At 69.5% G+C, this 24,437-nt stretch carries 21 protein-coding genes; 13 read left to right on the top strand and 8 right to left on the bottom strand.

The annotated features are described in order from the left end of the window. Positions 1–2: 2 nt before the first annotated feature. The gene (locus KEG57_RS15485) at positions 3–494 is read right to left on the bottom strand and encodes a response regulator (RefSeq protein ID WP_272418893.1); all 492 of its coding nucleotides are present in this window, start codon (positions 492–494) and stop codon (positions 3–5) included. A 504-nt stretch (positions 495–998) separates the two neighbouring features. Further along, the gene (gene dusB / locus KEG57_RS15480; protein ID WP_272418894.1) at positions 999–1,985 is read right to left on the bottom strand and encodes a tRNA dihydrouridine synthase DusB; all 987 of its coding nucleotides are present in this window, start codon (positions 1,983–1,985) and stop codon (positions 999–1,001) included. A 78-nt stretch (positions 1,986–2,063) separates the two neighbouring features. Here dusB and KEG57_RS15475 point away from each other — a divergent pair, with 78 nt between their 5' ends. The 3 genes from KEG57_RS15475 to KEG57_RS15465 all read left to right on the top strand — a co-directional run bounded on the left by KEG57_RS15475 (position 2,064) and on the right by KEG57_RS15465 (position 5,671). After that, positions 2,064–2,861: a hypothetical protein gene (locus KEG57_RS15475; protein ID WP_272418895.1), complete on the top strand. Its 798-nt coding sequence runs from the start codon at positions 2,064–2,066 to the stop codon at positions 2,859–2,861. Between the two features lie 154 nt (positions 2,862–3,015). Further along, positions 3,016–4,515 (top strand): DUF2330 domain-containing protein, encoded by a 1,500-nt coding sequence (locus KEG57_RS15470; protein WP_272418896.1) that lies wholly within the window; start codon positions 3,016–3,018, stop codon positions 4,513–4,515. Between the two features lie 37 nt (positions 4,516–4,552). Further along, entirely contained in the window at positions 4,553–5,671 is a 1,119-nt protein-coding gene (locus tag KEG57_RS15465; RefSeq protein WP_272418897.1) for a prohibitin family protein, read from the top strand. Between the two features lie 324 nt (positions 5,672–5,995). Here the strand turns inward: KEG57_RS15465 and KEG57_RS15460 are convergent, their stop codons facing one another. After that, complete coding sequence (locus KEG57_RS15460) at positions 5,996–7,012, bottom strand: peptidylprolyl isomerase (protein ID WP_272418898.1); 1,017 nt, start codon at positions 7,010–7,012, stop codon at positions 5,996–5,998. Between the two features lie 104 nt (positions 7,013–7,116). Here KEG57_RS15460 and icd point away from each other — a divergent pair, with 104 nt between their 5' ends. The 3 genes from icd (at position 7,117) to KEG57_RS15445 (ending at position 9,199) form a co-directional block, all read left to right on the top strand. After that, positions 7,117–8,511 carry an NADP-dependent isocitrate dehydrogenase gene (gene icd, locus KEG57_RS15455; protein WP_272418899.1) on the top strand — a complete coding sequence of 465 codons (1,395 nt, stop codon included), beginning with the start codon at positions 7,117–7,119 and terminating at the stop codon, positions 8,509–8,511. A gap of 90 nt (positions 8,512–8,601) precedes the next feature. Further along, on the top strand, positions 8,602–8,796 hold the full coding sequence (locus KEG57_RS15450) for a hypothetical protein (protein WP_272418901.1): 195 nt from the start codon (positions 8,602–8,604) through the stop codon (positions 8,794–8,796). Next, entirely contained in the window at positions 8,738–9,199 is a 462-nt protein-coding gene (locus KEG57_RS15445; protein WP_272418902.1) for a nucleotidyltransferase, read from the top strand. Before KEG57_RS15450 ends, KEG57_RS15445 begins: the two co-directional genes overlap by 59 nt. 110 nt (positions 9,200–9,309) lie before the next feature. On the opposite strand, the gene mhpA is transcribed toward KEG57_RS15445, so the two are convergent. From mhpA to mdh, 3 genes are all read right to left on the bottom strand, one after another. After that, positions 9,310–10,914, bottom strand: coding sequence for a bifunctional 3-(3-hydroxy-phenyl)propionate/3-hydroxycinnamic acid hydroxylase MhpA (gene mhpA / locus KEG57_RS15440; RefSeq protein WP_272418903.1), 1,605 nt, complete (start codon positions 10,912–10,914; stop codon positions 9,310–9,312). Positions 10,915–10,977: 63 nt separating this feature from the next. Then, a complete protein-coding gene (locus KEG57_RS15435) occupies positions 10,978–12,111 on the bottom strand; it encodes a DegT/DnrJ/EryC1/StrS family aminotransferase (RefSeq protein ID WP_272418904.1) in 1,134 nt (377 codons plus the stop codon). Further along, positions 12,108–13,055 (bottom strand): malate dehydrogenase, encoded by a 948-nt coding sequence (mdh, locus tag KEG57_RS15430; RefSeq protein ID WP_272418905.1) that lies wholly within the window; start codon positions 13,053–13,055, stop codon positions 12,108–12,110. The genes KEG57_RS15435 and mdh overlap by 4 nt, the downstream gene beginning before the upstream one ends. A gap of 81 nt (positions 13,056–13,136) precedes the next feature. On the opposite strand from mdh, the gene KEG57_RS15425 reads away from it, so the two are divergent. After that, a complete protein-coding gene (locus KEG57_RS15425) occupies positions 13,137–14,105 on the top strand; it encodes a phosphoribosylaminoimidazolesuccinocarboxamide synthase (protein ID WP_272418906.1) in 969 nt (322 codons plus the stop codon). Here KEG57_RS15425 and KEG57_RS15420 read toward each other — a convergent pair. Then, positions 14,102–15,388, bottom strand: a complete 1,287-nt coding sequence (locus tag KEG57_RS15420) for an MFS transporter (protein ID WP_272418907.1) — start codon at positions 15,386–15,388, stop codon at positions 14,102–14,104. The two genes, KEG57_RS15425 and KEG57_RS15420, sit on opposite strands and share 4 nt — an antisense overlap. Before the next feature lie 53 nt (positions 15,389–15,441). Here KEG57_RS15420 and KEG57_RS15415 point away from each other — a divergent pair, with 53 nt between their 5' ends. Further along, positions 15,442–16,356: an ROK family protein gene (locus tag KEG57_RS15415; protein WP_272418908.1), complete on the top strand. Its 915-nt coding sequence runs from the start codon at positions 15,442–15,444 to the stop codon at positions 16,354–16,356. Here the strand turns inward: KEG57_RS15415 and KEG57_RS15410 are convergent. Continuing rightward, positions 16,353–17,261, bottom strand: coding sequence for a hypothetical protein (locus KEG57_RS15410; RefSeq protein ID WP_272418909.1), 909 nt, complete (start codon positions 17,259–17,261; stop codon positions 16,353–16,355). The two genes, KEG57_RS15415 and KEG57_RS15410, sit on opposite strands and share 4 nt — an antisense overlap. Positions 17,262–17,333: 72 nt before the next feature. On the opposite strand from KEG57_RS15410, the gene KEG57_RS15405 reads away from it, so the two are divergent. The 5 genes from KEG57_RS15405 (at position 17,334) to KEG57_RS15385 (ending at position 24,391) form a co-directional block, all read left to right on the top strand. After that, a complete protein-coding gene (locus KEG57_RS15405; RefSeq protein WP_272418910.1) occupies positions 17,334–18,377 on the top strand; it encodes a hypothetical protein in 1,044 nt (347 codons plus the stop codon). A 45-nt stretch (positions 18,378–18,422) separates the two neighbouring features. Beyond that, positions 18,423–20,954, top strand: a complete 2,532-nt coding sequence (locus KEG57_RS15400) for a HEAT repeat domain-containing protein (protein ID WP_272418912.1) — start codon at positions 18,423–18,425, stop codon at positions 20,952–20,954. A gap of 129 nt (positions 20,955–21,083) precedes the next feature. After that, positions 21,084–22,619, top strand: a complete 1,536-nt coding sequence (locus KEG57_RS15395) for a serine/threonine protein kinase (RefSeq protein ID WP_272418914.1) — start codon at positions 21,084–21,086, stop codon at positions 22,617–22,619. 210 nt (positions 22,620–22,829) lie between these two features. After that, the gene (locus KEG57_RS15390) at positions 22,830–23,789 is read left to right on the top strand and encodes a hypothetical protein (protein ID WP_272418915.1); all 960 of its coding nucleotides are present in this window, start codon (positions 22,830–22,832) and stop codon (positions 23,787–23,789) included. Continuing rightward, the gene (locus tag KEG57_RS15385; protein WP_272418916.1) at positions 23,786–24,391 is read left to right on the top strand and encodes a hypothetical protein; all 606 of its coding nucleotides are present in this window, start codon (positions 23,786–23,788) and stop codon (positions 24,389–24,391) included. The genes KEG57_RS15390 and KEG57_RS15385 overlap by 4 nt, the downstream gene beginning before the upstream one ends. Positions 24,392–24,437 lie beyond the last annotated feature (46 nt).

Below are 24,437 nucleotides of genomic sequence, written 5' to 3'. Positions count from 1 at the left end.
GATCACGCCGTATGCATCCTGGGCCCCGAGGGCACCTTCCGGGGCTCGTTTCCGCGCTCCGCGACGCGCGGTTTCTCGATGACGCGGTCGATCGCGGCCAGCAACGTTTGCTCCGACGAACCCTTGGGCACCCATCCCACGCCGAGCTGCGCGAGCCGCTCCTCCAGCGCGCGCGAAATCGGCCCGCTCGTGACGACCGCGGGCACGCCGAGCGAGGCCGCGTCGAGGATCAGGCGAAAGCCGCCCTGAGAATGCCCCGACAAACCCAGATCGGCGACGACGAGATCGGGGTGCCGGACGAGCAGGGCTTCGAGCGCGGTGGGCACGCAGGAGGCTTCGAGGGCGACCGCGGGGGCGTATTTCTCGACGAGAAGGGCGCCGATGAGGCGCCTGCGGGTCGCGTCGTCGTCGGCCACGAGGATGCGCCGCACGTCTTTCGTCGCGCCGTCGCGATTCGTGGGAAGTCCCGGTCGGATACCAGAAGCAGAACGCATGGTCCCCCCTGCGAGCTTGCCGGATACCGAGTACGCCACGCACCGGGCCCCCTTGCCATCGGGGGCCCCGGTCAAGGGTCGTCGGGGCGAGTCCGAGGGAGAGAAGGGTTGGGACCGGGCGGATCACGCCCAAGCTGCATTCTTTGGAGACGCGCGCACACGCCTTGGAGACGCCTGCACGCGACTTCGAGACGCGCGCAGGCGACTTCGAGACGCGGCGCACGCGACTTCGAGGCGCGCGCACGCGACTTCGAGACGCCTTCAACCGACCCCACGCCGCGCGCAGGCGACTTCGAGACACGGCGCAGGCGACTTCGAGACGTGCGCAGGCGACTTCGAGACGTGCGCAGGCGACTTCGAGACGCGCACAGGCGACTTCGAGACGCGCGCAGGCGACTTCGAGACGCGCGCAGGCGACTTCGAGACGCGCGCAGGCGACTTCGAGACGCGCCTGTTTGTGGCTAGACCCACCAAAGGTGGGCGCTCACACCCCCGAAAGGTCGATCAGGCCGCCCGCCGTGCGAGCGCCTCGTCCAGAATCGCGAGGCACCCTTCCAGCGAGTCACACGCATTCAGCGCGCGCCGGAGCGCCGCCGCGCCCGGCAGACCGTGCAGATATCCCGCGAGGTGCCTTCGGGTCACGCGCACCCCGTGGGGCTCGCCGCGCTCCTCCGTGTTCATCACGAGGTGCTTCTTGCAGAGCGCGATCCGCTCCTCGGGCGTCGGCGCATCGATCCGCCGACCCTCTTCGAGCAGCGCCTTCGCCTCGCGGAAGATCCACGGGTGCTCGATCGCCCGGCGGCCGACCATCACGCCCTCGCAGCCCGTCTCCGCGAGCGCGCGCTCGGCGTCCTCCGCGCTCTTGATGTCGCCGTTCACGATCACCGGGATCCCGACCACGCTCCTCGCGCGCGCCGCCCAGGTCCAGTCCGCCGCCCCCGAGTGGCCCATCTGCGCCGTCCGGCAATGAATGGTCAATGCCGACACGCCCGCGCCTTCCAGCCGCTTCGCGAGCTCCACGATCGGCATCTCCGACTCCGGGCCCCAGCCGATCCGCGTCTTCACGGTCACCGGCATGGACACGCGGCGCACGACCATCGCGGCCATCTCGACCATCGCCGTCGGGTTCCGGAGCCAGCCCGCGCCTGCGCCGCGGCCCGCGATCTTCGGCACCCAGCAGCCGCAGTTGATGTCGACGAACGAAGGGCCCGCCGCCGCGGCGATCTCGGCGGCCTCGGCGAGGCGATCCGGATCCGAGCCGTAGATTTGGATGGCGGTCGGCTGATCGTCCGCGCCGAGCGTGATCTTGCGGCGCGCGTTGCGGCAGCCGCGCAAGAGGCCCTCGACGTTCACGAACTCCGTCACGCAGAGCTCGGCGCCGAGCTCGCGGCAGAGCTTGCGGAAGACGGCGTCGGAGACGTCCTCCATCGGCGCGAGGATCACGGGGCGGGACGAGAAGAGCTTCTGGAAAAGCGTTCGGTCGGGGGACACGGGGGGGAGAGGTTAGAGCACGCGGCAGACGGACGCGCCAGCGATCCAGCGCGTGATTGCGGGTAGACTCGCCGCCCCATGGCGAAACTCCAGCCCCTCCCGCTTCTGCTCGGTCTCCTCGCCACCGCGTGCGGCTCCGCCGGCGTCCCCGAGCCGAGCGCGCCTTCGCTCCTCTCGAGCGCGTCGTACGGGAGCGCCTCCTCGTTCTCCGCGCCGAGCGGCCCCTCGATCCCGAGCCACGGCGACGCGCGCGGCGCCCTCGTCGTGCGCCCGGACCTCGCGTGTGTTCCTTTCGTCCTGCGCGTCGAGCTCGGCGATCCGAAGGCCGGGCTCGATCTTCTGGAGAAAGCCACGCTCGCCCTCAAGGAGCGCTTCGGCGCGGCCACGGGCGGCGCGGCCACGATCGCCATGCTCGGCGCGAACACCACGGCCGCGGCCGAGTATTCGAAGGTGAAGGACGACGAGCCGCGGAAGACGCGCTTCGTCGTGACCGTGGACGGCGCCGTCGAGGTCCCGCTCGCCGCGGAGGCGGGTTACTGGGCGCGCGCGAAGATCGTCGCGGGGCTCGTCGAGGCCTCGAAGAAGCATGACGCGCTCGTGCCTTCGTCCGGGGAAGGCGCGCCCGAGATCGAGACCGCGTTCGGCTCGCCCGAGATCAAGCTCCGCGACCCCGAGTCGTTCCGACCCGAGCTCGTCAAGCGCTGGGTCGAGCGCGCGCGCGCCTTCGCCCGCGTCGCCGAGTCGCAGACCGTGCCCCTCCACCTCATCTCGTGCGAGCCGCCGAGCGCCATCACGCAGACGCCCATCTCCCTCGAGCAGGTCGGCCTCGCGCTCCCCGTCTCCTGCCGCATCGACGTGGCCCCGCCCGCACGTTGAGGAAAGCCCCGGGGCGCCCTCGCCCTGTGTGGCTCACTCTGGCGCAGCGTATTCCCTGAAAAAGGCGGCAATCGGGTCGGCATCGCTTTTGCTGAACCCGCCCGCGCCTTGGCTTGCTTTTCTTAAGGCTCCTACCCGAGAGGAGATCTTCCCCATGCGCTTCGGCTTCGTTGTCCCAGTTCTTGCCGCCACCCTTCTTGCTTCTCTTACGGCGACGAACGAAGCCGAGGCGTGTGGGGGATGCTTCGCGCCGCCGAGCCAGAGCACCGTCGTCTCGGCGCATCGCATGGCGCTCTCGATCTCGCCGAAGCAGACGGTGCTCTGGGATCAGATCCAGTACAACGGCGATCCCGAGAGCTTCGCGTGGGTCTTGCCGGTCAAGCCGGGCGCGGTGATCGAGGTCTCCACCGACGCCTGGTTCGACACGCTCGACGCCGCGACGACCACGCAGATCTTCCAGGCGCCCGTCGACTGCGGCAACGGAAGCAGCGGCGGCTTCGGCTGCAGCGAATCGCTCGCGGGCCGCGCGTTTTCGGACGCGGAGGGGGGCAGCAACGGCGGCGGCGGCCCGAGCGTCACGGTCGTCCACCGCGGCACCGTGGGCCCGTATCAGACCGTCACGCTGAGCACGGACACGCCCGGCGCGCTGAACACGTGGCTCGACGTCGCGGGCTACGACATCGATCCCTCGACGCAGCCGGTGATCGACGCCTACATCGCGGAGAAGTTCGACTTCATCGCGATCAAGCTCGTGCCGGGCAAGGACGTGAAGGCGATGACGCCCGTGCGTGTCGTGCAGCCAGGCATCAGCCCCACGCTGCCCCTGCGCATGGTGGCGATCGGCAGCGGCGCGAACGTGGCGATCACGCTCTTCATGATCACCGAGGGTCGCTGGGAGGCGAAGAACTTCAACAACGTCGTCGCGCCCGTCGACCTACTCTCGTGGGACTTCAAGACGCAGTCGTCGAACTACGGCGAGCTCCGCACGAAGGTGCTCGAGCAGAACGGCGGCGCGTCGTGGCTCACGGCGTTCGCGTTCGAGGGCGGCCTGCTCTCGCAGCTCCCCGGTCTCTTCAGCTTCCAGGGCTTCCGCACGTACACGACCGCCGGCAACGGCAACTTCGCCGACTCGATCGCGGCGGCCTACGTGCAGCAGGGCATCGCGAACGGCGAGACGGCAGACGGCTTCTGCTCGGAGTCCTTCGCGAACGTCGGCAAGAGCGGCCTCATGGTCTCGAACCCGTGCCCCGCGGGCGTGCCGCTCGACGATCCGTCCTGCGGCGAGGTCGCGTCGGGCGAGATCGACGCACGCACGCTGGCCTGCGGCCCGCTCGACGACCTCGCGGTCGCGCTGAACGGCCTGCATCCGAAGGACGTTTGGCTCACGCGGCTCGAAGCGAACCTGCCGCGCGCGGCGCTCGAGAGCGATCTCGTCCTGCAGCCCGCGGCCTCGCAGGAGACCGTCGACAACATGCACCAGGCCCGCATCGGCACGAACGTCGACGTGTTCTGCGGCGACGGCTCGGCCGCTCCGATCCCGGGCGGTGGCAAGAAGACCGGCGACGGACGCGGCCCGCTCGTCGTCGCGTTCGGCATGGCGCTCGCCGCGCTCGCCGCGGCTGCTCGCCGGCGCATGGGCATCACGAGGGCCTGAGCTCTCCTCTTTTCGATATGCTAGGCGCGAGAGCGCCATGGCAACCGTCCGCCCCTTCTCGTCCCCACCCCAGGCAAACCTCATCAAGCGCGTCGCCGTCGCGGCCATCGGGCTCGTGATCCTGGCGATCGCCCTCTCGTCGTGCGTCACGCGCGTCGACGCAGGGCACGTCGGCATCAAGGTCAAGCTCGCCGGCGACGAGCGCGGCGTCGACAAGAGCCCCACGGTGCAGGGCTGGGTGTTCTTCAACCCGCTGACCGAGCAAATCATCCTGTTCCCGACGAGCGTGCAGAACATCGTCTGGACGAAGGATCCGCACGAGGGCAACGCGCGCGACAGCTCGATCACGTTCTCGTCGCAGGAGGGCGTGAACATCAACGCGGACGTCGGGCTCTCGTTCCACATCGAGCCCACGCTCGCGCCCAAGCTCTACGGGCGGTTTCGCAAGTCGGACCTGATGGACCTCGCGAACGGCTACGTGCGCAACGCGATGCGCGAGAGCTTCAACATGCAAGCCTCGCAGATGCCGGTGCAGGAGATCTACGGCGCGGGCAAGGGCAAGCTCGTGGAGAACGTCGCGAAGCGCATGCAGGAGCAGCTCGGCCCGGACGGGTTCGTGATCGATCAGCTGACGATCAACGGCGCGCTGCGGTTGCCGGAGAACGTGGCGAACGCGATCAACCGCGCGATGGAGGCGACGCAGCAGGCGATCCAGGCGGAGAACCGGGTGCGCCAGGTGAAGGCAGAGGCGGAGCAGGCGGTCACGCAGGCCGAGGGGCAAGCGAAGGCGGCGCGGGCGCGCGCGCAAGGCGAGGCGGACGCGAAGCTCATCACGGCGAAGGCCGAGGCGCGGTCGAACCTGATCCTCAAGTACTCGATGACGCCGTCAGTGCTGCAGTACCGCGCGCTCGAGCGCTGGAACGGCAGGCTGCCCGTGATGAACGGCGGCGGCGCGATGCCGATGCTCACGTTCGACGCGTCGAAGCTCGGCAAGGGCGGCGACGACGACGAGAAGAAGCTTCTCGAGCTGCTCGGTCAGGAAGAGGAGTTGGAGCGCAAGGACGCCGAGCGCGAGAAGGCCGAGAAGGATGAGAAGGCCGACACCGGGAAAGCGCCCCCGGCGTCAACGCCGCCGGCCGAGCCATCGAAGCCGTAGTCTCATGTCGACGCCGCTGCGCTGGGGCGTTGCCCCAGGCCCCAGCGGGGGCTGTCCGCCCCTGCACCCGGACCAGCGCAAGCGCTGGACTCGTGGTCGATGAACTGCGCTCCCGCGCAGTTCATCGAACGGGCCCGGTCGAGACCGGCGACAGCAGCGCTGACGTCTCGACGGGCGGGGCGGTCCCACCGGCCTGCTGGGAGAACTGCGCACCGCGCAGTTCTCCCACAAAAGGTCCAGGGCTTGCCCTGGTTCGGGTCGAGGGGCGAATAGCCCCCGCGGGGCCCGGGGCAGCGCCCCGGCGCGGCGGGTGAGGGAGTCGAACTACAAACGCACGTCGAGGTGCGTGCGCTTCTTCAGCTCGTCGAGCCACTTGCGCTTCGCCTTCTCGAGGATCTCCGTCTGCAGGCGCTGCACCATCTCGCCCTTCGCCGCCTCGTATGTCGTGTACCGGGAGGGCTGACGCGAGACGAGCTTCATGATCACGAGGCCCTTCTCCACCTGGATCACATCGCTTACCTGACCGGGGTCGAGCGGCATCACCGCGTTCTCGAAATCGGGCGCGAGCGCCGGGCGCTGGCCCTGCTGGGCCTGCGGCGAGCCGGCCGGCGCGCGGATCCCGAGGTCGCCGCCCGCGTCGCGCGTGTTCGCCTCGTCCGAGTAGGCGCGCGCGAGCGCCGCGAAGTCCTCGCCGGCGCGGGCCCGCGTCACGAGCTCGGCCGCGAGCTTCTTTCGCTCGGCGATCGCCTCCGGGCTCGATCCCGGCATGATCTGCAGCACGATCCACGCGGCACGGTAGTCGCGGCGCTTGCGCTCCTCGCGAAGCGTGCGCTCGTACATCGCCTTCACGTCGTCCTCGGTGATGCGCACGCGCCCCTTCACGCGGAGCTGCAGCATCTTTCCTTCGAGGATCTGCCGCCGGATCTCGTCGCGGTACTCCTGCTCCGTGAGGCCCAAGCGCGCCTTCGCCTCGCGGAACATCTCGGCCGTCGTGAGACCTTGGGCGTTCGCGATGTTGCGGAAGGCGTTCTCGACCTCGTCGGGCGTCACCGTGATTCCCGCGCGCTCGGCGGCCTGCGCTTCGAGCCTCTGATCGATCATCACCTCGAGCGTGTCCTTGAAGACCTGCGACTCTGCGGCCGCTTGCTCGGCGCCGGGACGCACGCGCTGCTGGACCTGCAGGAGGGAGGGCTTGGCGCGGGCGCGGAGATCGGAGAGCAGGATCGGGTCGTCGCCTACGACCGCGACGATTCGCTCGACGACGATGGCTTCGGCCGGCTGCTGGGCGAGGGCGGCGGCGAGCACGAGACCAAGAGCGACGAGCCTTTGACGAGAGCGCATGCCGGGCACGACGTAGCACAAGTGCGGCCGTGGGTCCGCGGGCGAATCACCCGAGATCGTCCGTCCCCGTTGCGGCAGCCGTCGCCCTGGTTTATTGCGCGGCCATGCGCGAGTTCCCGAAGCCCACTGCGGGCGAAGCGATCACGATGTCCGCGTCCGGCCAGCTCCAGGTGCCGGACCAACCCATCATCCCGTTCATCGAAGGCGATGGCACCGGCCCCGACATCTGGCGGGCGAGCCAGCGCGTACTCGATGCGGCCGTGGAGAAGGCCTACGGCGGCAAGAGGAAGATCGCCTGGTACGAGGTGTACGCGGGCGAGAAGGCGTTCAACACGTTCGGCGAGTGGCTGCCCCAGGGTACGGTCGAGGCGTATCGCCAGTACCTCGTGGGCATCAAGGGCCCGCTGACGACCCCGATCGGCAAGGGCATCCGTTCGTTGAACGTGGCCCTCAGGCAGATGCTCGACCTCTACGTCTGCCTGCGCCCGGTGCGCTGGTACAAGGGCGTTCCTTCGCCGGTGAAGGATCCGGGCGCGGTCGACATGGTGATCTTCCGTGAGAACACGGAGGACATCTACGCCGGCATCGAGTGGGAGGCCGAGAGCCCCGAGGCGAAGAAGGTGATCGACTTCCTCCAGAACGAGATGGGGGTGAAGAAGATCCGCTTCCCGGCGACGAGCGGCATCGGCATCAAGCCGGTGAGCCGCGAGGGCACGGAGCGCCTGGTGCGCGCGGCGATCGAGTACGCGCTCCGGTTCAACCGGAAGAGCGTCACGTTCGTGCACAAGGGCAACATCATGAAGTTCACGGAAGGCGCGTTCAAGGCGTGGGGGTATTCGCTCGCGCAGCACGACTTCCGGAACAAGGTGGTGACCGAGCGCGAGACGTGGATCCTCGGGAACAAGGAGAAGAACCCGGAGATCACGGTCGAGCAGAACGCCAAGGAGATCGAGCCTGGCTACGACATGGCGCCGCCCGACATGCAGGCGGAGTTCCGCGCCGAGGTCGAGGAGGCGCTCAAGCTCTGGGACACGCACGGCGGCGGCAAGTGGAAGAAGATGCTCCGCGTCAAGGACTCGATCGCGGACATCACGCTGCAGCAGGTCCTCACGCGGCCGCGTGATTTCGACGTGATCGCGACCTTGAACCTGAACGGCGATTACCTCTCGGACGCGCTCGCCGCGCAGATCGGCGGCATCGGCATCGCGCCGGGCGGCAACATCAACTACGTGACGGGCCACGCGGTCTTCGAGGCCACGCACGGCACGGCGCCGAAGTACGCGAACCTCGACAAGGTGAACCCCGGCTCGGTCATCCTCTCGGGCGAGATGATGCTGCGGCACATGGGCTGGATCGAGGCCGCGGACCTCATCAACAAGGGCATGGACGGCGCGATCGGCGCGAAGACCGTGACCTACGACTTCGCGCGCCTCATGGAGGGCGCGAAGGAAGTGAAGTGCTCCGAGTTCGGTGACGCGATCATCGCGAACATGGGCTGAGCGCTTTCCCGCGTGACGTGCTGAAGCCCCCTCTTCCGGATCGGAGGAGGGGGCTTCATACTGTCGAGGGTTCTCGACGGGTGCCTACCCATGGACAAGAGCGTTCTCGTATTCCACAGCTTCGAGGAAGCCGAGCGGGCCGACGAAGCCTATTACGCGAGCCTCACGCCACAGGAGCGCGTCGACCTCTTGCTGGATCTCGTGGCCAGCTACCGGGAGTCCATGGGTGAAGCTGCAGCAGGATTTGAGAGAGTTTGTCGGGTTGTTGAACTCGAGCGGTGTTGAGTTCATCGTCGTCGGGGGACACGCCGTCGCGTTCCACGGACATCCCCGGTTCACCGGGGACATCGATTTCTTCGTTCGGCCGACGCGGGCGAACGCCGACCGAATCCTTGGGGCGCTCGCGACGTTCGGTTTTGGACAGCTCGCGTTGTCTGCCGACGACTTCATGCGGCCTAACGCGGTCGTGCAGCTCGGCCGTCCGCCCAACCGTATCGATTTGCTGACGTCGATCTCCGGCGTCGACTTCGATGAGGCCTGGGACAGCCGGGTGAGCGGCTCGCTCGACGGGCTGCCGGTGGCTTTCCTCGGGCTCGAAGCGTTGCTCAAGAACAAACGGGCCTCTGGGCGTGAGAAGGACGTCGCAGACGTGGCGAAGTTGATGGCGATCAAAGCCAAGACGCCATGACCTCGGCCGTGACCGCCGGCTGGCCGGCCATTCTTTCGAGCCTGAAGACGCTGCTCGAAACCGGGCAGCCGATGCCCATGACCACGCGCCGCTGGGGGGCGTGACGCCGATCAGCGGAGGGCCAGCTTCAGCGCATGCTCGGCCTGGTCCACCTCCGCGCGTAAAAACCCTCCGAACACATAACGATCCGGCCGCACGACCGCGAGCGTGGCGTCATACCGGACAAACCACCGTTCGAGCGCGCCGTCCTCGTCGACGAGCGCGCCTTCGCGCGCCTCGCTCCCCGCGGGAAGGATCCGGAAACACCGCGCGCCGAGCCCCGCCCAGAAAGGTTCGTCCCGGACCACCTCGCGTGGATCGAGCCCGAAGCCGAGCACGGCGAATCCCGTCCCGAGCACGTCGTCGAGCCGCACGCGCGCGCCCGCGGCGTCACGCACGAACGGCTGCGGGAAATACGTTCCTTCCGGGTAACGCGGGGTCACGCCCGGCGCTCTGTCGAAGCGCCCGCGCCGACGCCGCCCGCCGCGCATCATTCCCGCGTCGCACGTAGGCTTCGGCTTGAACTCCATGTTCCGGATGAATTTGCGCACGCGGCCCACCCGATCGAGCCCACGGAACACGGCGTCCCGCACCGCCGCCGCGCGCGCGTCGCGCACCAGAAAGACGTGCCCGAGCCGGATGCTGATTTCCGTCATCGCGAGCAGGTGCGGCCGCCGCTCCTCTTCGTACGTATCGAGCAGCCGCTCGCTCGCGCGCCCGGAGGCGCAAAGCGCGAGCTTCCACGCGAGGTTCGCCGCATCCCGGAGTCCCGACACGAGCCCTTGCCCCATGAACGGCGGCATCGTGTGCGCCGCGTCTCCCAGGAGGAAGACCCGACCTTTGCGCCATTGCGCCGCCGTCTTCGCCTCGAACGTGTACACGCTCGCTCGTTGAATTCGGATCTTCGCGGGATCCACATACGGCGCGATCAGCCGCGCGACCGACTCCGGCCTCTCGATGGCCTCCCGCGTCTCGCCCGCCTGCAGCATGAATTCCAGGCGGCACTGGTTCTCCGTCCCGCGCGCGACGAAGCCGGGCCGCGCCGGATCACATACGAAACGCGCGAGCGGCATCGTGTCCGGGATCTCGTCCATCACGCCGGAGATGGCGATCCACGGCTCCTCGTACCGGCGGCCCTCGTAAGCAATGCCCGAGAGCTTGCGAATCGTACTCTTGCGCCCGTCGCACCCGAGCACGTAACGCGCCCGCAATGCGCGCGTCTGTCCGCTCGGATCCCGCACCCGCAGCCGCACCCGCTCCGCATCCTGATCGATCGCGAGGACCTCGTGCCCGAGTCGCAACGACACGCCCTCGAATCGCTCGAGCCCTCGCCGTAGGATGGCCTCCAGCGTGGGCTGGTGAAAGAAGTTCAGCGCCGGAAAACCATTGCCGAAATCGAGCCCGCGGAAGACGAGCTTCGCGAAGGCGCGCCCGCTTCCGTCGGTGAACTCGGCCTCCGGGCAGGCGTACATCGTCTGCGCGAGCTCCCGATCGAGCCCGGCCTGCTGATAGACGCGCATCGCCTCGTCGTCGCAGGAGAATGCGCGCGGGGTGCCATGGGGCGTCGTCTCGCGCTCGAGCACGGCCACGCGGAGCCCGCGCCCGCCGAGCAGATTGGCCATCAGCGTGCCCACGGGACCCGCCCCCACGATCGCGACGTCGACGTCTTCGAGCATGCCCGAGTATCGCGATGGCGAGATGGCGCGGCAACCGGGGAGAGCTTCGCAGGGAGAACGTGATCAGGAGTAGAACGCGCGAATGCGATCCACCACGAACTGCTGCTGCTCCGGCGTCAAGGTCGGCGAAATGGGGAGCGAGAGCACCTCGCGGCAGGCGCGCTCGGCCTCGGGGAAATCGCCCGGGTGGTGGCCGAGGTGCGCGAAACAAGGCTGGAGATGCAGCGGGACCGGGTAGTAGACGGCGGTGCCGACCCCGGCGGATTCGAGGAAGGCGCGGAGAGCGTCGCGACGAACGGCGCGAATCGTGAATTGGTGGTAGACGTGGCGGCCCTCGGGATCGTCCTCGGCGGGGCGGACGAATTCGGAGAGGCCCGCCTCGGCGAAGAGGGCGCGATATCGATCGGCGATGGCGCGTCGCGCCTCGGTCCAGCCGTCGAGGTAGGGGAGCTTGGCGCGTAAAACCGCGGCCTGGATCGCGTCGAGGCGGCTGTTCATGCCGACCTCGTCGTGCCGGTACATCTTCTCGCCGCCGTGCGTGCGGAGACGGCGAATCCGGAGGGCTTTTTCGGGGTCGTTCGTCAAGACGAGCCCACCGTCGCCGAACGCCCCGAGGTTCTTGCTCGGGAAAAACGAGAGGCAGCCAAACGTGCCGATCGTGCCGGCCGCGTGCCCACCCCGCCGCGCGTCGATCGCCTGCGCCGCGTCCTCGACGACCGCGATGCCACGCGCCCGCGCTTCGTCGAGCCACGCTTCCATCCGCGCCACGCGGCCGTAGAGATGCACGGGCACGATCGCGCGCGTGCGCGGGCCGAGCGCCGCGAGCGCGCGCGTGGGATCGAGGTTCCAGGAGTCGGGCTCGATGTCGACGAACACGGGCCGCGCGCCGAGCCGCGCGATCGCGCCCGCGGTCGCGAAGAACGTGAACGGCGTGGTCACGACCTCGTCGCCCGGGCCCACGCCCGAAGCGACGAGCGAGAGCAGGAGCGCGTCGCTGCCCGAGGCCACGCCGATCGCGTGCGCGGCACCGAGGCGCGCGGCGATCGCCTCCTCGAAGAGGCGAACCTCTTCTCCGAGGACGAACGCCTGCGCCTCGACGACACGGGCGATGGCTTGATCGATCTCTTCGCGGATCGCGCGATGGAGCGCGCGCAGATCGAGGAGCGGGACCGTGATGTCCCGCATGGGGACACTCACGCGGCCGGCGTGTTCTTCACGACGTCGGTGATGCCCTGCACGCTCTTCGCGCTCTTCGCGAGCATCGCCTTCTCGTCGTCCGTCAGCTTGATCTCGAGGATCTTCTCGACGCCGCGGCCGCCGATGATGACGGGCACGCCCATGAAGAGGTCCTTGTAGCCGTACTCGCCGTCGAGGTAGACGGCGCTCGGCAGGAGGCGCTTCTGGTCGAGGAGGAACGCCTCGGCCATCGCGACCGCGGCCGAAGCCGGGGCGTAGTAGGCGCTCGTGCCCATGAGCTTGACGATCTCGCCGCCGCCCGTGCGCGTGCGGGCGATGATCGCGTCGAGCTTCTCGCGCGCGATGAGCTCGGTCGCGGCGACGCCGTTGATCGTGGTCGCGCTGAGCACGGGGACCATGTCGTCGCCGTGGCCGCCGAGCACCATGGCGCGCACGTCCTTGATGCTGACGTTGGCCTCGCGCGCGAGGAAGAGCTGGAAGCGGGCGCTGTCGAGCACGCCGGCCATGCCGACGACGCGCTCGCGGGGCAGGCCCGTGGCGCGCTTGAGCTCGTAGACCATCGCGTCGAGCGGGTTCGAGATGACGATCACGAACGCGTCCGGACAGTGCTCCTTCACGCCCGCCGCGACGCTGCGGATGATGGGCAGGTTCGTCGCGACGAGGTCGTCGCGGCTCTGGCCGGGCTTGCGCGGGATGCCCGCGGTGACGATCACGACGTCGGCGCCGGCGCAGTCCTTCCAGTCGCTCGTGCCGGTGATCTTCGCGTCGTAGCCGATGACGCTCGAGTTCTGCTCGAGATCGAGGGCCTTGCCCTTGGCGAAGTCGCTCTTCGCCGGGATGTCGAAGAGGACGATGTCGCCGAGCTCCTTGCGGGCGCAGAGCGCCGCGAGCTCGCCGCCGATGTTGCCGGCCCCGATGAGTGCGATCTTCTTCCGAGTGCTCATGCGCGGCCCTTTAGCATCCCGACGAGCTGAAAAGAACCGGCTTGCTGCGCCGCGCAAATCTTGCGCTAAGGTCCGGGCGACATGGTGGACGAAGACACCCTCAAGCGAGCGCTCCGGACGACCCTCGACCGCACGGATTTCGAGGCGCTCGGCGCGAAATACGAGGGGAAAGTCCGGGACAATTACACCACGAGCGATGGTCGGCGTTTCCTCGTGGCCACCGACCGCATCAGCGCGTTCGACCGCGTGCTCGGCACGCTGCCGCTGAAGGGGCAGGTCCTGAACCTGCTCGCGGCGCACTGGTTCGAGGCGACGAAGCACATCGCGCCGAACCACGTGATCTCCGTGCCGGATCCGAACGTGGTCGAGGCCGTCGAGTGCACGCCGCTGCCCGTGGAGATGGTCGTGCGCGCGTACGTCACGGGCGTGACCTCCACGAGCATCTGGACCCACTACGCCCGCGGCGAGCGCGTCTTCTGCGGCCACCACCTGCCGGACGGGCTGCGCAAGAACGACCGCTTGCCGGCGCCGATCCTGACGCCGAGCACGAAGGCGCCGAAGGGCGGGCACGACGTGTCGGCGTCGCGCGAGGAGATCCTCGCCGAGGGCGTGATCAGCGCGCGCGATTTCGACGAGGCGGCCGAGATGGTGATGGCGCTCTTCGCGTTCGGGCAGAAGCGCTGCGAGGAGCGCGGGCTCATCCTGGTCGACACGAAGTACGAGCTCGGCAAGACGAAGGACGGGCGGATCGTGGTGATCGACGAGATCCACACGCCGGACTCGTCCCGCTTCTGGTTTGCCCGGACGTACGACGAACGCCGCGCGCGGGGCGAGGAGCCCGAGTCGTTCGACAAGGAGTACGTGCGCCGCTGGCTCGCGGGCACGGGGTTCACGGGCGACGGGCCGATTCCTACGATCCCGGACGAAGTGCGCGTCGAGGCGGCGCGGCGGTACATCGAGGCGTTCGAGACGATCACGGGACAGGCGTTCGTGCCGAACCTCGAGGATCCGCACGCGCGGATCCGGCGGAACCTGAAGATCGCGGGCTAGGCGCTCGCGCGCTCCTCGTGCAGCGGGGGCGGGGACCAGAGGAGCCACGCGATGCAGCCTGGGAGGACCCAGGCGCCGACCGCCAGGAACGGGATCCTGTAGCCACCCGTGATGTCGATGAGCCGGCCGAGGACCGGGCTCGCGACGATGAGCGCGAGTGACTGCGCGGCTGCGCAGACGCCGCTCGCCGCGGAGGCGATCGAGGGCGGTACACGCGTGAGCATGTCTGCGGTGAGCATGGCGAAGACCCCGCCGCCGCCGGCCAAGCCGAGCCCGCCGAGCACCATCGATTCGACCGGCGTACGCCCGAACGCCGTCAGCGCGAGCATGACGTGGAGCGCGATCCCGATCGCAAAGAGCGGACGATCAGGCGCGCCGCCCACGCGCGCTCGGCCTCGCACACTGGCGAAGTGACCAAAGAGGATCGCCCCGGCGTCGAAGAGTACGAGCGGGATGATGAGGTAGGGGCCCACCTTCGCCTGTGGGATGCCGTGTCCGGCGGCGAGATACTTGGAGGCCCAATTGAGCAGGAAGCCGGTCGCCGGCGCCGACGCCATGATCGCGAGCGTCGCACGCAGCACCGCGGGGTGCGTCAGGACCGATCGTGCACGCGGGCGGTTCGCAGAAGGCGCGTGTGCGGCGTCGAGCACCTCACGCGCCGGGCTCCGCCACGCGAAGAGGAGCCAGAGCGGCACCCACAAGAGCCCCACGAGAGCCGTGCCGAGAAACGCGATCCGGAGGCCCCAGGTTTTCTCCAGGAACGGCGCGAGCTGCGGCGCGACGATGGCACCGAGGGAGCTGCCCGTGAACAGGAACCCGAAGCCGCGCGCGCGATCGGCCGGCGGGAGCACGCGCTGGATGGTCTGCGCGGCGCCCGGAAACGAAGGCGATTCGGTGAGGCCGAGCGCGACGCGCAAAATGAGCAGGCCCGTGAAGCTCGGCGCGAGCGCGTGCGCGGCGGCGACGAGCGACCACGCGACCACGGCGCCGAGCAGGCCCCGGCGCGCGCCGAGGTGATCGACGAGCCAGCCCGCGAACGGAGCCCCCGCGAGGTAAGCAACCGAGAAGGCCGAGACGAGCCAGCCGTACTGCGTGTCCGAGAGATCGAAGACCTTCGAGACGGTGGGCGCGAGCGCGGCGAGGGCCTGGCGATCGACGTAACTCACGGCCATCGTCAGCGTCGCGGTCAAGGCGAGGGCCCAAGCGTGGGGCCGCGAGAGGGCAGGGGAGGCGGAGGAGCTCGGGGCGTTCGTCACGGGCGGCAGGATGCTCGCACGGATCACGCATCCTCGGGCGGTTCATGGACGCGGCGCGTCCTCGCAGGTACATCCCCGGCATGCGCCAGCCGATCGCGATCGGGGTGGATCTGGGCGGCACGAAGATCGAGGCCGTCGTGCTTCGGGAGGCGGAGAAAGCCGCGCCGGCGGTCGACCTCCGCCGCCGCATCCCCACGCCACGCGAGCGTGGCTACGAGGGAATCCTCGAGGCGGTCGCGACGCTCGTGCGGGACGTCGCCGCGGAGGCGGGCCTCGACGCAAAGACGATCCCGCTCGGCGTGGGCATGCCGGGCGGCGTGACGGGCGCGGGCCTCGTGAAGAACTCGAACACGACTTGCCTCAACGGCGGCCCTTTCCGCCCGGATCTCGAGCGCCTGCTCGATCGATCCATCGCCTTCGACAACGACGCGAATTGCTTCGCGCTCGCCGAGGCGCGGCTCGGCGCGGCCGCGGCGTACGTGGGCGGCGTCGTCTTCGGTGTGATCCTCGGGACCGGCGTCGGCGGCGGCCTCGTCATCCGCGGGCAGGTTTGGCCGGGCGAACACGGCATCGCCGGCGAGTGGGGCCACCACGCCGTGTTCCCCGACCGCGGGCCCGTCTGTTACTGCGGGCATCGCGGCTGCCTCGAGCTCTTCGCGAGCGGCCCCGCCGTCGAGGCGGACTATGCGCGCCGCGCGGGCCGCTCGCTTTCGGCCTCCGAGATCGCCGCACGTCGCGCCGAGGATATTCACGCCGCGGCCGCGATCGAGGGTCTCCTTGAAGCGTTCGCCCGGGGCCTCGCCAACGTGATCGACATCGTCGATCCGACCGCGATCGTGCTCGGCGGCGGTCTGTCGAATTTGAACCTTCTCTACGACGAGGGTCGCGATCGCGTGGCCGCGATCGTCTTCAACGACGAGCTCCGCACGCCGATCTTGAAGAACAAACTCGGCGACAGCGCGGGCGTGATCGGTGCAGCCTTGCTGGCGATCTAGCTGAAGCGCGACGCTTCGGTGGGCTTCACGCCGAGCGATTCGAGCGCCGAGGCGAGCTTCGATCGGTGGATCGACACGACCGTCGGCATGCCGCCGGAGATCCCGAACTTCTCCAGGAAATTGATCCCGCTGTCGAACGCGGCCGCGAACGTCACGTTGTCCCCGTCGATCACGGCCGACACGCTCGCTCGCTCCTGACCAACGAGCAGGAGAAGCGTCTTGTCGTACGGACCTTTCCGCGTCGTCGCGTCGACGATCACGATGCCCGGCTCGATCCGCGCGAACGACTTCGCAAGCCTGCGCGACTCCGCCTCGAGCGGCGCGAGCTCCGCGCCGGCGGCGTCGATCGGCTGCCATAGCGACGCGTCCGTCAGACCCGTCGAAAGGTGCCGCACGATGAGCCCGAAGAGCGCATGATCCCTCGGCCGCGCGCGGAGCGCCCGATCGATGCGCTGCGCGATCGGGCCCGGCGTACCGATCCGCGTGTCGATCGCCCGAGCGTCCGCGTCGCAGCCGGGATACGGCTCCTCACCGCCGCGCAGCCACTTGGCGCCGCTCGCCAGGCCGTCGAAATCCACGTGGCAGACGAGCGTGTCGATACGGCCGGCGCGCGCGACGATCTCCGGCGTGATCATCTCCGGGCAAGCGCCGTGCTCGGCCTTCGTGGAGAGCACGAATCGCGCGTCCTCGGCATAACGCGCGTGATGCAAGCTGTCGTGGTGATCGACCCAGGCACGAAGCCGCGATCCGAGCGCCTCGATGAAGGGCAACGTTACCGTTTCGAAGCTCTTGCCCCCCGCCTCCGAGGCGAAGGCGATGTCCAGGACCACCACGTTTCCGCGGAGATCCTTGGGTTTGGGCAGCTTCCGTGGGGAAGCGAACGAAAGCTCGACGGATTGCATCATCCTTCGCTCGGTTGCGTCCTTCGTGTCATTCCCTGCATCCGACTTGGATAAACTCGCTCTGGGGAGACGGACATGAAGCGCGGATTCTTAGCATGTGGTGGGGCCCTCGTCGGTATCTGGCTCCTCGCCGTGCCCGGCGGCGCGCCCGCGGCCCACGCGGACGAGGCGCAGGCTACAGCGGAGCCCACGGTCACAGCGCCCACCTGCTCGATCAAAGGCACCTACCCTCCCTCCAAGAACACCAAACTCTTCGACGCGCCGAGCGGCGGCAACCTCATCGCCACGCTGAACGGCGCGTACATCCCCATGACGCTCAGCGAAATCCCGTTCGACCCCACGGCCGGTCGAGCGCGGCTCGCGACGTCGGCGGGCAGCGGCGCGATGCGGCTCGAAGGTTACGTCGCGCCCGCGGACATCTCGCTCTTCACGACGCGCGACATCTCGGTCTACGGCGGGCACGTCTGGATCGCGAGCGCGCAGAAGGTGAAGCTCGTCAAGGCCAGCCTGAACTCGCTCACCGTGGAGATCCCGGTTGGCGGCACGTTGAACCAGACCGTGCGGGCGACGGCGCCTTGCGACGCGTTCGCGCTCGCGAAGGGCACCGTGCAGCCGTTCGAGGTCCCCGGCAACGGCCGCGGTTACATGACGAAGAAGCAGAAGCTCGAGCTCTTCGACAAGCCGAACGGCGACGTGGTCCTCTCGCTCGACATGATGGAAGGCGCGGGGCAGCTCTTCTGGAGCACGGAGATGAAGCTCGGCTTCGTGCACGTGATGTCGCGCAGCGATCTCACCATCGACGCCTGGGCGCGCCTCCGTGACCTCGACCCGCTGAAGAAGGGCGAAATGATGGACCAGTACATCCCGCCCACCACGCAGATCGCCGGCGCGCAGCTCACGTTCGACAAGCCCCCGCCCCTCGTGCGCGTCACGAAGGAGATCCCGATCCGCGCGAAGCGCGACGACAAGGCGAAGCCGATCGGCGTGATCGAGGCGGAGAGCGAGGTCTACGTGCTCGAGACCGTCGCGGGCTGGACGAACATCCTGCCGAAGCACCTCGGGATCGTCCCGCCGGACGACGGCGGCTTCTGGATCCCGTCGAGCGAAGTCCCGAAGTAACCTCTGCCGTTGCAGCGCTGGCCCCATCGCGGCAAGGATGCGGCCATGCGGCTCCGCACAGCGCTCCCCGCCCTCGCCACCCTCGCCACCGGCACGTTCGTCCTCGCGACGTCCGAGGCCGCGCCCGATTCGAAGAGCTCGAAGGACGCGATCGTCGCCCCGGCCGTCGCCGGTCAGCAGGCGCTCGCCGTGCGCGCGTCGAAGGCGGGCATCGTCGCGCGTGTCTGCGCGAAAGAGGTCAACTGCAACGCGGAGTCGGGCACGACGATCGAGCTGCCCGCGGGGGCGCTCGAGCTCGTCGCGAAGGGCGCCGAGCTCGACACGAGGACGCTCGCGGGCGGGCGGCAGGTCGTGCGTGTCGTCGCCGGCGGGGGCCCGGGCGGCGCGAGCTTCGTGGCGCTCCTCGGCGCGCCGCTCGCGGGCAAAGGCGACGCGCCGATCACGCTCTGGACCGGCTTCACGGGCCTCGCGAAGGGCGAGCACGGCGAGGAACGCGCGAGCGTGCTGGTCGAGGAGCCGCTGGAGAAAGGCGTTCGGCTCGTGGTGGGCGAGCAACGCGACGACGTCACGGTGTGCGGCAGGCCCGCGCTCGTCTCGGCGCGCGAGGTCGATCCGCAGACGATGACGTTGAAGCGCGGCGCGAGCGTGCAGAACCTTTCCGGCAAGGAGCGCGCCGAGGCGACGAAGCTCGCGGCGACCCCGGTTTCCGGGGACAAACCGCGGCCGCTCGTGCCGCTGCTCGTGGCGCGGACGGCGTCGAGCGCGGTGGGAAAAGCGTTCGCGACGCTCACGGACGGGGATCCGGAGACGGCGTGGTCCGAGGCGAAGACGGGGGCGGGGCGCGGGGAGTTCGTGACGTTCTCGTCGGCGAGCGAGGTGCCGATCACGTCGCTCGACCTCGTTGTGCGCCCGCCCAAGGCCGAGGTGTCCGGGGGCGCCGCACCGAAGACGATCTACCTCGCCACGCCGGAAAAACTCTACGAGGTGAGCTTCCCGGAGGACGCGTTCAAGAAGGCCGGCGCGCGGTACGAGGTGAAGCTCCCCGAGCCGATCACGGCCACGTGTCTGTCGGTCGTGCTCGACACGGCGTACGCGCCGGAGAGCGCGGCGGACGCGCGCGTGACGATCGCCGAGATTACGGCGCGCACGGCGTTCGACGAGAGTTCGCCCGAGGCGCTCGTGGGCGCGCTCGCGGGCGGGAGCGATCGATCGAAGGGCGCGGCGGCGCTGCTCGCGCGGGGCGGGAGCGCCGCGGTGAAGGCGACGATCCAGGGCTACGACAAGCTCGACGACGCCGGCAAGAAGCTCGCCGAGGGCGTGATCGACGCGGCCCCGTGCGCCGACCAGGCGCCGTTCTGGACACGCGTGATGCAAGCCGAGCTCGAAAAGAAGGGGTCGAAGCGCGCCCCCGAGGAGCCGGTGCTCGTGCACGCGCGTGATCGCTTGCGCCGCTGCGGGCGCGCGTCAGCACCCTCGCTCGCCGAGCTCGTGGTGAAGGGCGAAGGCAAGGTCCGGATCGAGGCCGCGTCCGAGCTTTCGCTCCTCGCGCCGGCCGAGGCGATCCCCGTCCTCGTCGACGCGCTCGCGACCCCGGACGACGCGCTCCGGCGCGAGCTCCGCGGCTCGCTCGCGCACGCGGCCAAGAGTGATCGCGCGCTCGCGGCGCTCGGCGCGGAGCTCGAAAAGGAGCGGTTCGCGGGGCGCAGTGAGGTCGTGCGGATCGATCTGCTGCGGGCGCTCGGTGCGCGCATCGATCTCGTGCCGGGCGCGCGCGACGCGTTCGCTTCGCTCGCGACGGAAGGCGCTCCGTTCCGGACGCGTTACCTCCTGCTCGGCCCCGCGGCCGATCTCGCGCGCGCCGGCGACAAGCGCGCCGAGGCGTTCCTCGTCACGGCGCTGCGCAAGGATCCCGATCGGCACGTGCGGCTGCGCGCCGCCGAGGTCGCTCATCGCGCGCCGCTGGTGTTGCCTTCGCTCCTCGAAGCCTCCGAGGATCCGGAGGTGCGCGTGCGCGACGCCGCGGTCCTTTCGCTCGGCGCGCGCGGGCGAACGGACGAGGCGCCGTCTGCGGCGCTCGTGACCGCGCTCGGAAAGCGCCTCGCGCAGGACCCGTTCACGTTCGTACGGACGAACGCGGCCCGGAGCCTCGGGGAGATGCCGAGCACGAAGGCGGGGGACGCGGCGCTCGCGGCGGCGCTCGGCGACGCCTCGCCGGAGGTCCGTGGCCGCGCGCTCGATGGTCTCGGCATGCACCAGGCGACGGCCTACCTCGGCCCGATCCGCGAGCTCGCCGGGAACGACGAGGAGCAGGCCGAGGTGCGCGCGCGGGCCATCCTGGCGCTCGCGGCGATGTGTGACCGTTCCCAGGTGGACACGTGGACGAAGCTCGCGCGAAAAACGCCGTTTGCCATGAGCGAAGGGGAGCGCACCCTCGGCGCGGCGGGGATCGCGGCGCTTGGGGACATAAAACCGCAGGATCTCCGCGCGAGGCTCGCGCCGCTGCTCGATCCGAAGGTCCCGCGCAACGTGCGGGAGCTCGCGCGAGCGGCCCTCGAAGCAACCTCCAAGTGCAAGTGATCGCTGCTTTTTCGGGCGTCCTCGGCCCGGGACGGAGGCCCCGCCCGTCGGTACGCACCGCGCGGTAGCGGTTGCCCTGCGATCCGTGTAATTTCAGGGGAGGCAGGGATCGGAGGAACCAAGGCGCAAGTGAGTAACCCCGCCGAGAACATCAAGCCCGGCACCGTGATCGCCGATCGGTACCGCGTCGTGCGTCAGCTTGGGCGCGGCGGCATGGGCTCGGTGTTCCTCGTCGAGCACGTCCATACGGACGAACAGCTCGCCCTCAAGATCTTGCACTCGGCCGTGATCTCGGACGCCGTGGCGCTCGAGCGCTTCCGCCGCGAGGCGCGCACGCCGGCGCGGATCAACAGCGATCACGTGGTCCGCGTGACCGACGCGGACGTCGCGGCGAACCTGAACGGCGCGCCCTTCCTCGTGATGGAGTACCTGCGCGGCGAGGACCTCGATCAGCGCATCGAGCGCCTCGGGCCGCTCCCGCCGACCGACGTGGTCCTCTACCTGCGCCAGGCGGCCCGCGCGCTCGACAAGGCCCACGCCCTCGGCATCGTCCATCGCGATCTCAAGCCCGAGAACCTGTTTCTCACGACGCGCGAGGACGGCACGCCCTGCATCAAGATCCTCGACTTCGGCATCGCCAAGCTCACCGGCGAGGCCTCGCGCGAGCTCGTCCGCGCGGCCGCGACCACGACGGGGCAGATCTTCGGCACGCCGCTCTTCATGTCGCCCGAGCAGGCGAAGGGCGAGTCGTCCAAGATTTGTGGTCAAACGGATGTCTGGGCCCTCGGGCTCATCGCGCACCGTCTCCTCACGGGCCGCGACATCTGGACGGCCGAGACGATCACCCATCTGATCGCGCAGATCGCGTACGAGCCGATGCCCATCCCGAGCGAGCACGGCGCGCCCTTCGGCCACGACTACGACGACTGGTTCGCCGTGTGCTGCGCCCGCGACGTGAAGGTGCGCTACGCCTCGGCCGGCGAGGCGGTCACGGCGCTCGCGAAGTCGCTCGGTGTGATCGAGACGTTCCCCGGCCCGGGGAGCGGGCCGGATCGGATCACCGGTCGCTTCATCATCGACGCGAAGCACCTCACCCCGCCCCCGTCCACGGCGGCGGCCGCGACGCTCAGCGCCTCGCAGCTCACCTTGCTCGGCGAGCCTCCGCCCACCGATCCCGCGCCGCCGCCGACGCTCACGCCGCAAGAGACGCAGCGCAAGAGCTCCGCAGGGCCGCTCACGCTCACGGGCATGAAGCTCGGCACCGCGCCGTCCCGGAAGAACCGAGTGCTCCGCGCCGCGGCCGTCGCGCTCCTCGTGGGCGCGTCGCTCGGGGGCGCCATGCTCTGGTTCATGCGCCCTCCGCCCGTGAGCACGGACGATCCGAGCATGCGGCCTGCCTCGCCCGACGTGAAGACGACCGCATCCGCGTACCCGCCCACGGTCGTGCCGATGAACGATGCGCAGCACACCGTCATGAATCCAACACCTTCGCCTTCGCCGACGTTGGCGAACACGCAGATCGCAGACGCGGGGGTGAGCGACGCGGCGCCCACGGCGACCACGAGGCCGTTTCCCCATCCCACCACGACGACGACCTATCCGTTCAAGGGGACCGTGGGTCCGCGCAACAACAAGTCGTTCGATCCGCTGTCGGGCCGGCACTGAGACGCCCCTGCCGTTTCTTCGGCTTCCCCGGGGAGCTGGGGTATAGGGTACGCTGAAGTGCGAACGATGCTGCTCCCATGGGGGCGGTCTTCTCGGATGGAACACTCTCGCATGCAGGGCCCTCTGCCTGGTCGGACAACGCCACGCGCGTCACGCGCGCGCGGTGCAGCGCTGCGCGGGGGCTCGGCCCTAGCCCTTGGCGTCGGGCTCGTGATCTCTTCGTCCGTTGCACGGGCGAACGATCCGGCCGCCGCCGACGCTCTGTTCCAGGCCGCGAAGAAGCTCATGAGCGAGAAGCAGTACTTCGAGGCCTGCCCCAAGTTCGACGCGAGCTACAGGCTCGATCCGACGCTCGGCACGCTCCTCAACCTCGCCGACTGTTACGAGAAGCTCGGTCGCACCGCGACGGCGTGGTCGACGTGGGGCGAGGCCATGGAGAAGGCGCTGCGCGACGGGGACAAACGCGCCGACTTCGCCCGGAGCCGTCGCGACGCGCTCTTCCCGAAGCTGCCGAAGGTCGTCATCAACGTGCAGAACGAGGTCCCGGGCGTCGACATCCTGTGGGATCAGGTCAAGCTCGCGCCCGCGGTCTTCGGCGTGGAGCTGCCCGCGGACCCGGCCGAGCACGACCTCCTCGTCCTGCGCGACGACGGCATGAAGCTCAAGGAAGAGCGCGTTCGCGTCACCAAGGAAGGTGATCGCACCGAGATCACGCTCGACATCGAGGCGCTCGACAAGGCGAAGCCGCGAAAGGTCAAGGTCGTCGAGCCGCCGCCTCCTCCTCCTCCGCCGGGGTCGAGCAAGCAGCGCCTCGCGGGGTTCGTCGTCGGCGGCTTCGGCGCCGCGGGGCTCATCGCCGCGGGCGCGCTCGAAGGCGTGGCGCTCGCCAAGCGCGGCGCCGCGAGCGACAGGTCGGCCTGCGTGGAGAAGTTCTGCACGCCCGACGGTCTCGCCGCGATCTCCTCGGCGCAGGCGTTCGCCGAAGCCGGTCAGTGGATCGGCCTCGGCGGCATCGTCGCGGCCGCGGTCGGCGTGACGCTCCTCCTCACGGCGCCCCCAGCGGCACCGCCGCCTCGCCCCGCGACGGGCGTCGTCGTTCCGCGCCCTGTGTGGGTGGCCCCGTGGGCCGGGCCGAACGGCGGCGGGCTCGTCGTGGGGGGCGCGCTGTGAAGCGGCCCCTCGGCGTGAGGATCGCCGCGATCCTCGTCGCGTTTGGCCTCGTCGGCGGGTGCGCGACGGTGCTCGATCTCGAGGGCTACCAGGACGCCGCCGCCGCGCTCTGCACGTGCCCCGGCTTCGAACAAGTCACGTCGTGCGCGACGCGCGCGCAGGCGCGCATCACGGCCGCGTCGGAGGCCGAGCGCACGGCGTTCCTCGACACGTTCGAGAAGAAGCAGTGCGGCACGATCTGCGAGCACGCGGCCGAGTGTTACGCCGCGATCCCCGGCTGCAACGGCGAGAAGCCCGGGTGCGAGTGCTGTCCGTGGAACGACTCGGTGCTCATGTGCTCGACCTCGGACACCTGCCAGACGTGCCGCACGTGCTTCCAGATCGCCACCGAGCAGGGCGACGGGATGACGTACGAGTGCGCGTCCGGCCGGGGGCGGCTCAAGGAGCTCCGGGACTGCGCGTGCACCGTGTGCACCAACGACTGCACGGGGTTTTGCCAGAACATCGAGCTGCTCACGGCCGATCCGCAGGACACGTGCCACACGTGCCTCGAGCAGAACTGCAAGGCCCCGCTCGACACGTGCTTCGGCGACAAACCTTAGGGGGACTCGAACGTGCACGCCGGAGCGCCGCACCCCGAACCTTTGT

This window comes from Polyangium jinanense (assembly GCF_028435365.1).
The sequence above is the reverse complement of the archived record's forward strand: the minus strand, read 5'-3'. Positions and strand labels throughout refer to the sequence as shown.

Coding starts and splice junctions, on each gene's coding strand:
- icd (WP_272418899.1), top strand. CDS start 7,117: ATGCGCGAGTTCCCGAAGCCCACTGCGGGCGAAGCGATCACGATGTCC.
- KEG57_RS15450 (WP_272418901.1), top strand. CDS start 8,602: ATGGACAAGAGCGTTCTCGTATTCCACAGCTTCGAGGAAGCCGAGCGG.
- KEG57_RS15465 (WP_272418897.1), top strand. CDS start 4,553: ATGGCAACCGTCCGCCCCTTCTCGTCCCCACCCCAGGCAAACCTCATC.
- mdh (WP_272418905.1), bottom strand. CDS start 13,055: ATGAGCACTCGGAAGAAGATCGCACTCATCGGGGCCGGCAACATCGGC.
- KEG57_RS15460 (WP_272418898.1), bottom strand. CDS start 7,012: ATGCGCTCTCGTCAAAGGCTCGTCGCTCTTGGTCTCGTGCTCGCCGCC.
- KEG57_RS15485 (WP_272418893.1), bottom strand. CDS start 494: ATGCGTTCTGCTTCTGGTATCCGACCGGGACTTCCCACGAATCGCGAC.
- KEG57_RS15400 (WP_272418912.1), top strand. CDS start 18,423: ATGCGGCTCCGCACAGCGCTCCCCGCCCTCGCCACCCTCGCCACCGGC.
- KEG57_RS15475 (WP_272418895.1), top strand. CDS start 2,064: ATGGCGAAACTCCAGCCCCTCCCGCTTCTGCTCGGTCTCCTCGCCACC.
- KEG57_RS15470 (WP_272418896.1), top strand. CDS start 3,016: ATGCGCTTCGGCTTCGTTGTCCCAGTTCTTGCCGCCACCCTTCTTGCT.
- KEG57_RS15425 (WP_272418906.1), top strand. CDS start 13,137: ATGGTGGACGAAGACACCCTCAAGCGAGCGCTCCGGACGACCCTCGAC.
- KEG57_RS15410 (WP_272418909.1), bottom strand. CDS start 17,261: ATGATGCAATCCGTCGAGCTTTCGTTCGCTTCCCCACGGAAGCTGCCC.
- mhpA (WP_272418903.1), bottom strand. CDS start 10,914: ATGCTCGAAGACGTCGACGTCGCGATCGTGGGGGCGGGTCCCGTGGGC.
- KEG57_RS15415 (WP_272418908.1), top strand. CDS start 15,442: ATGCGCCAGCCGATCGCGATCGGGGTGGATCTGGGCGGCACGAAGATC.
- KEG57_RS15405 (WP_272418910.1), top strand. CDS start 17,334: ATGAAGCGCGGATTCTTAGCATGTGGTGGGGCCCTCGTCGGTATCTGG.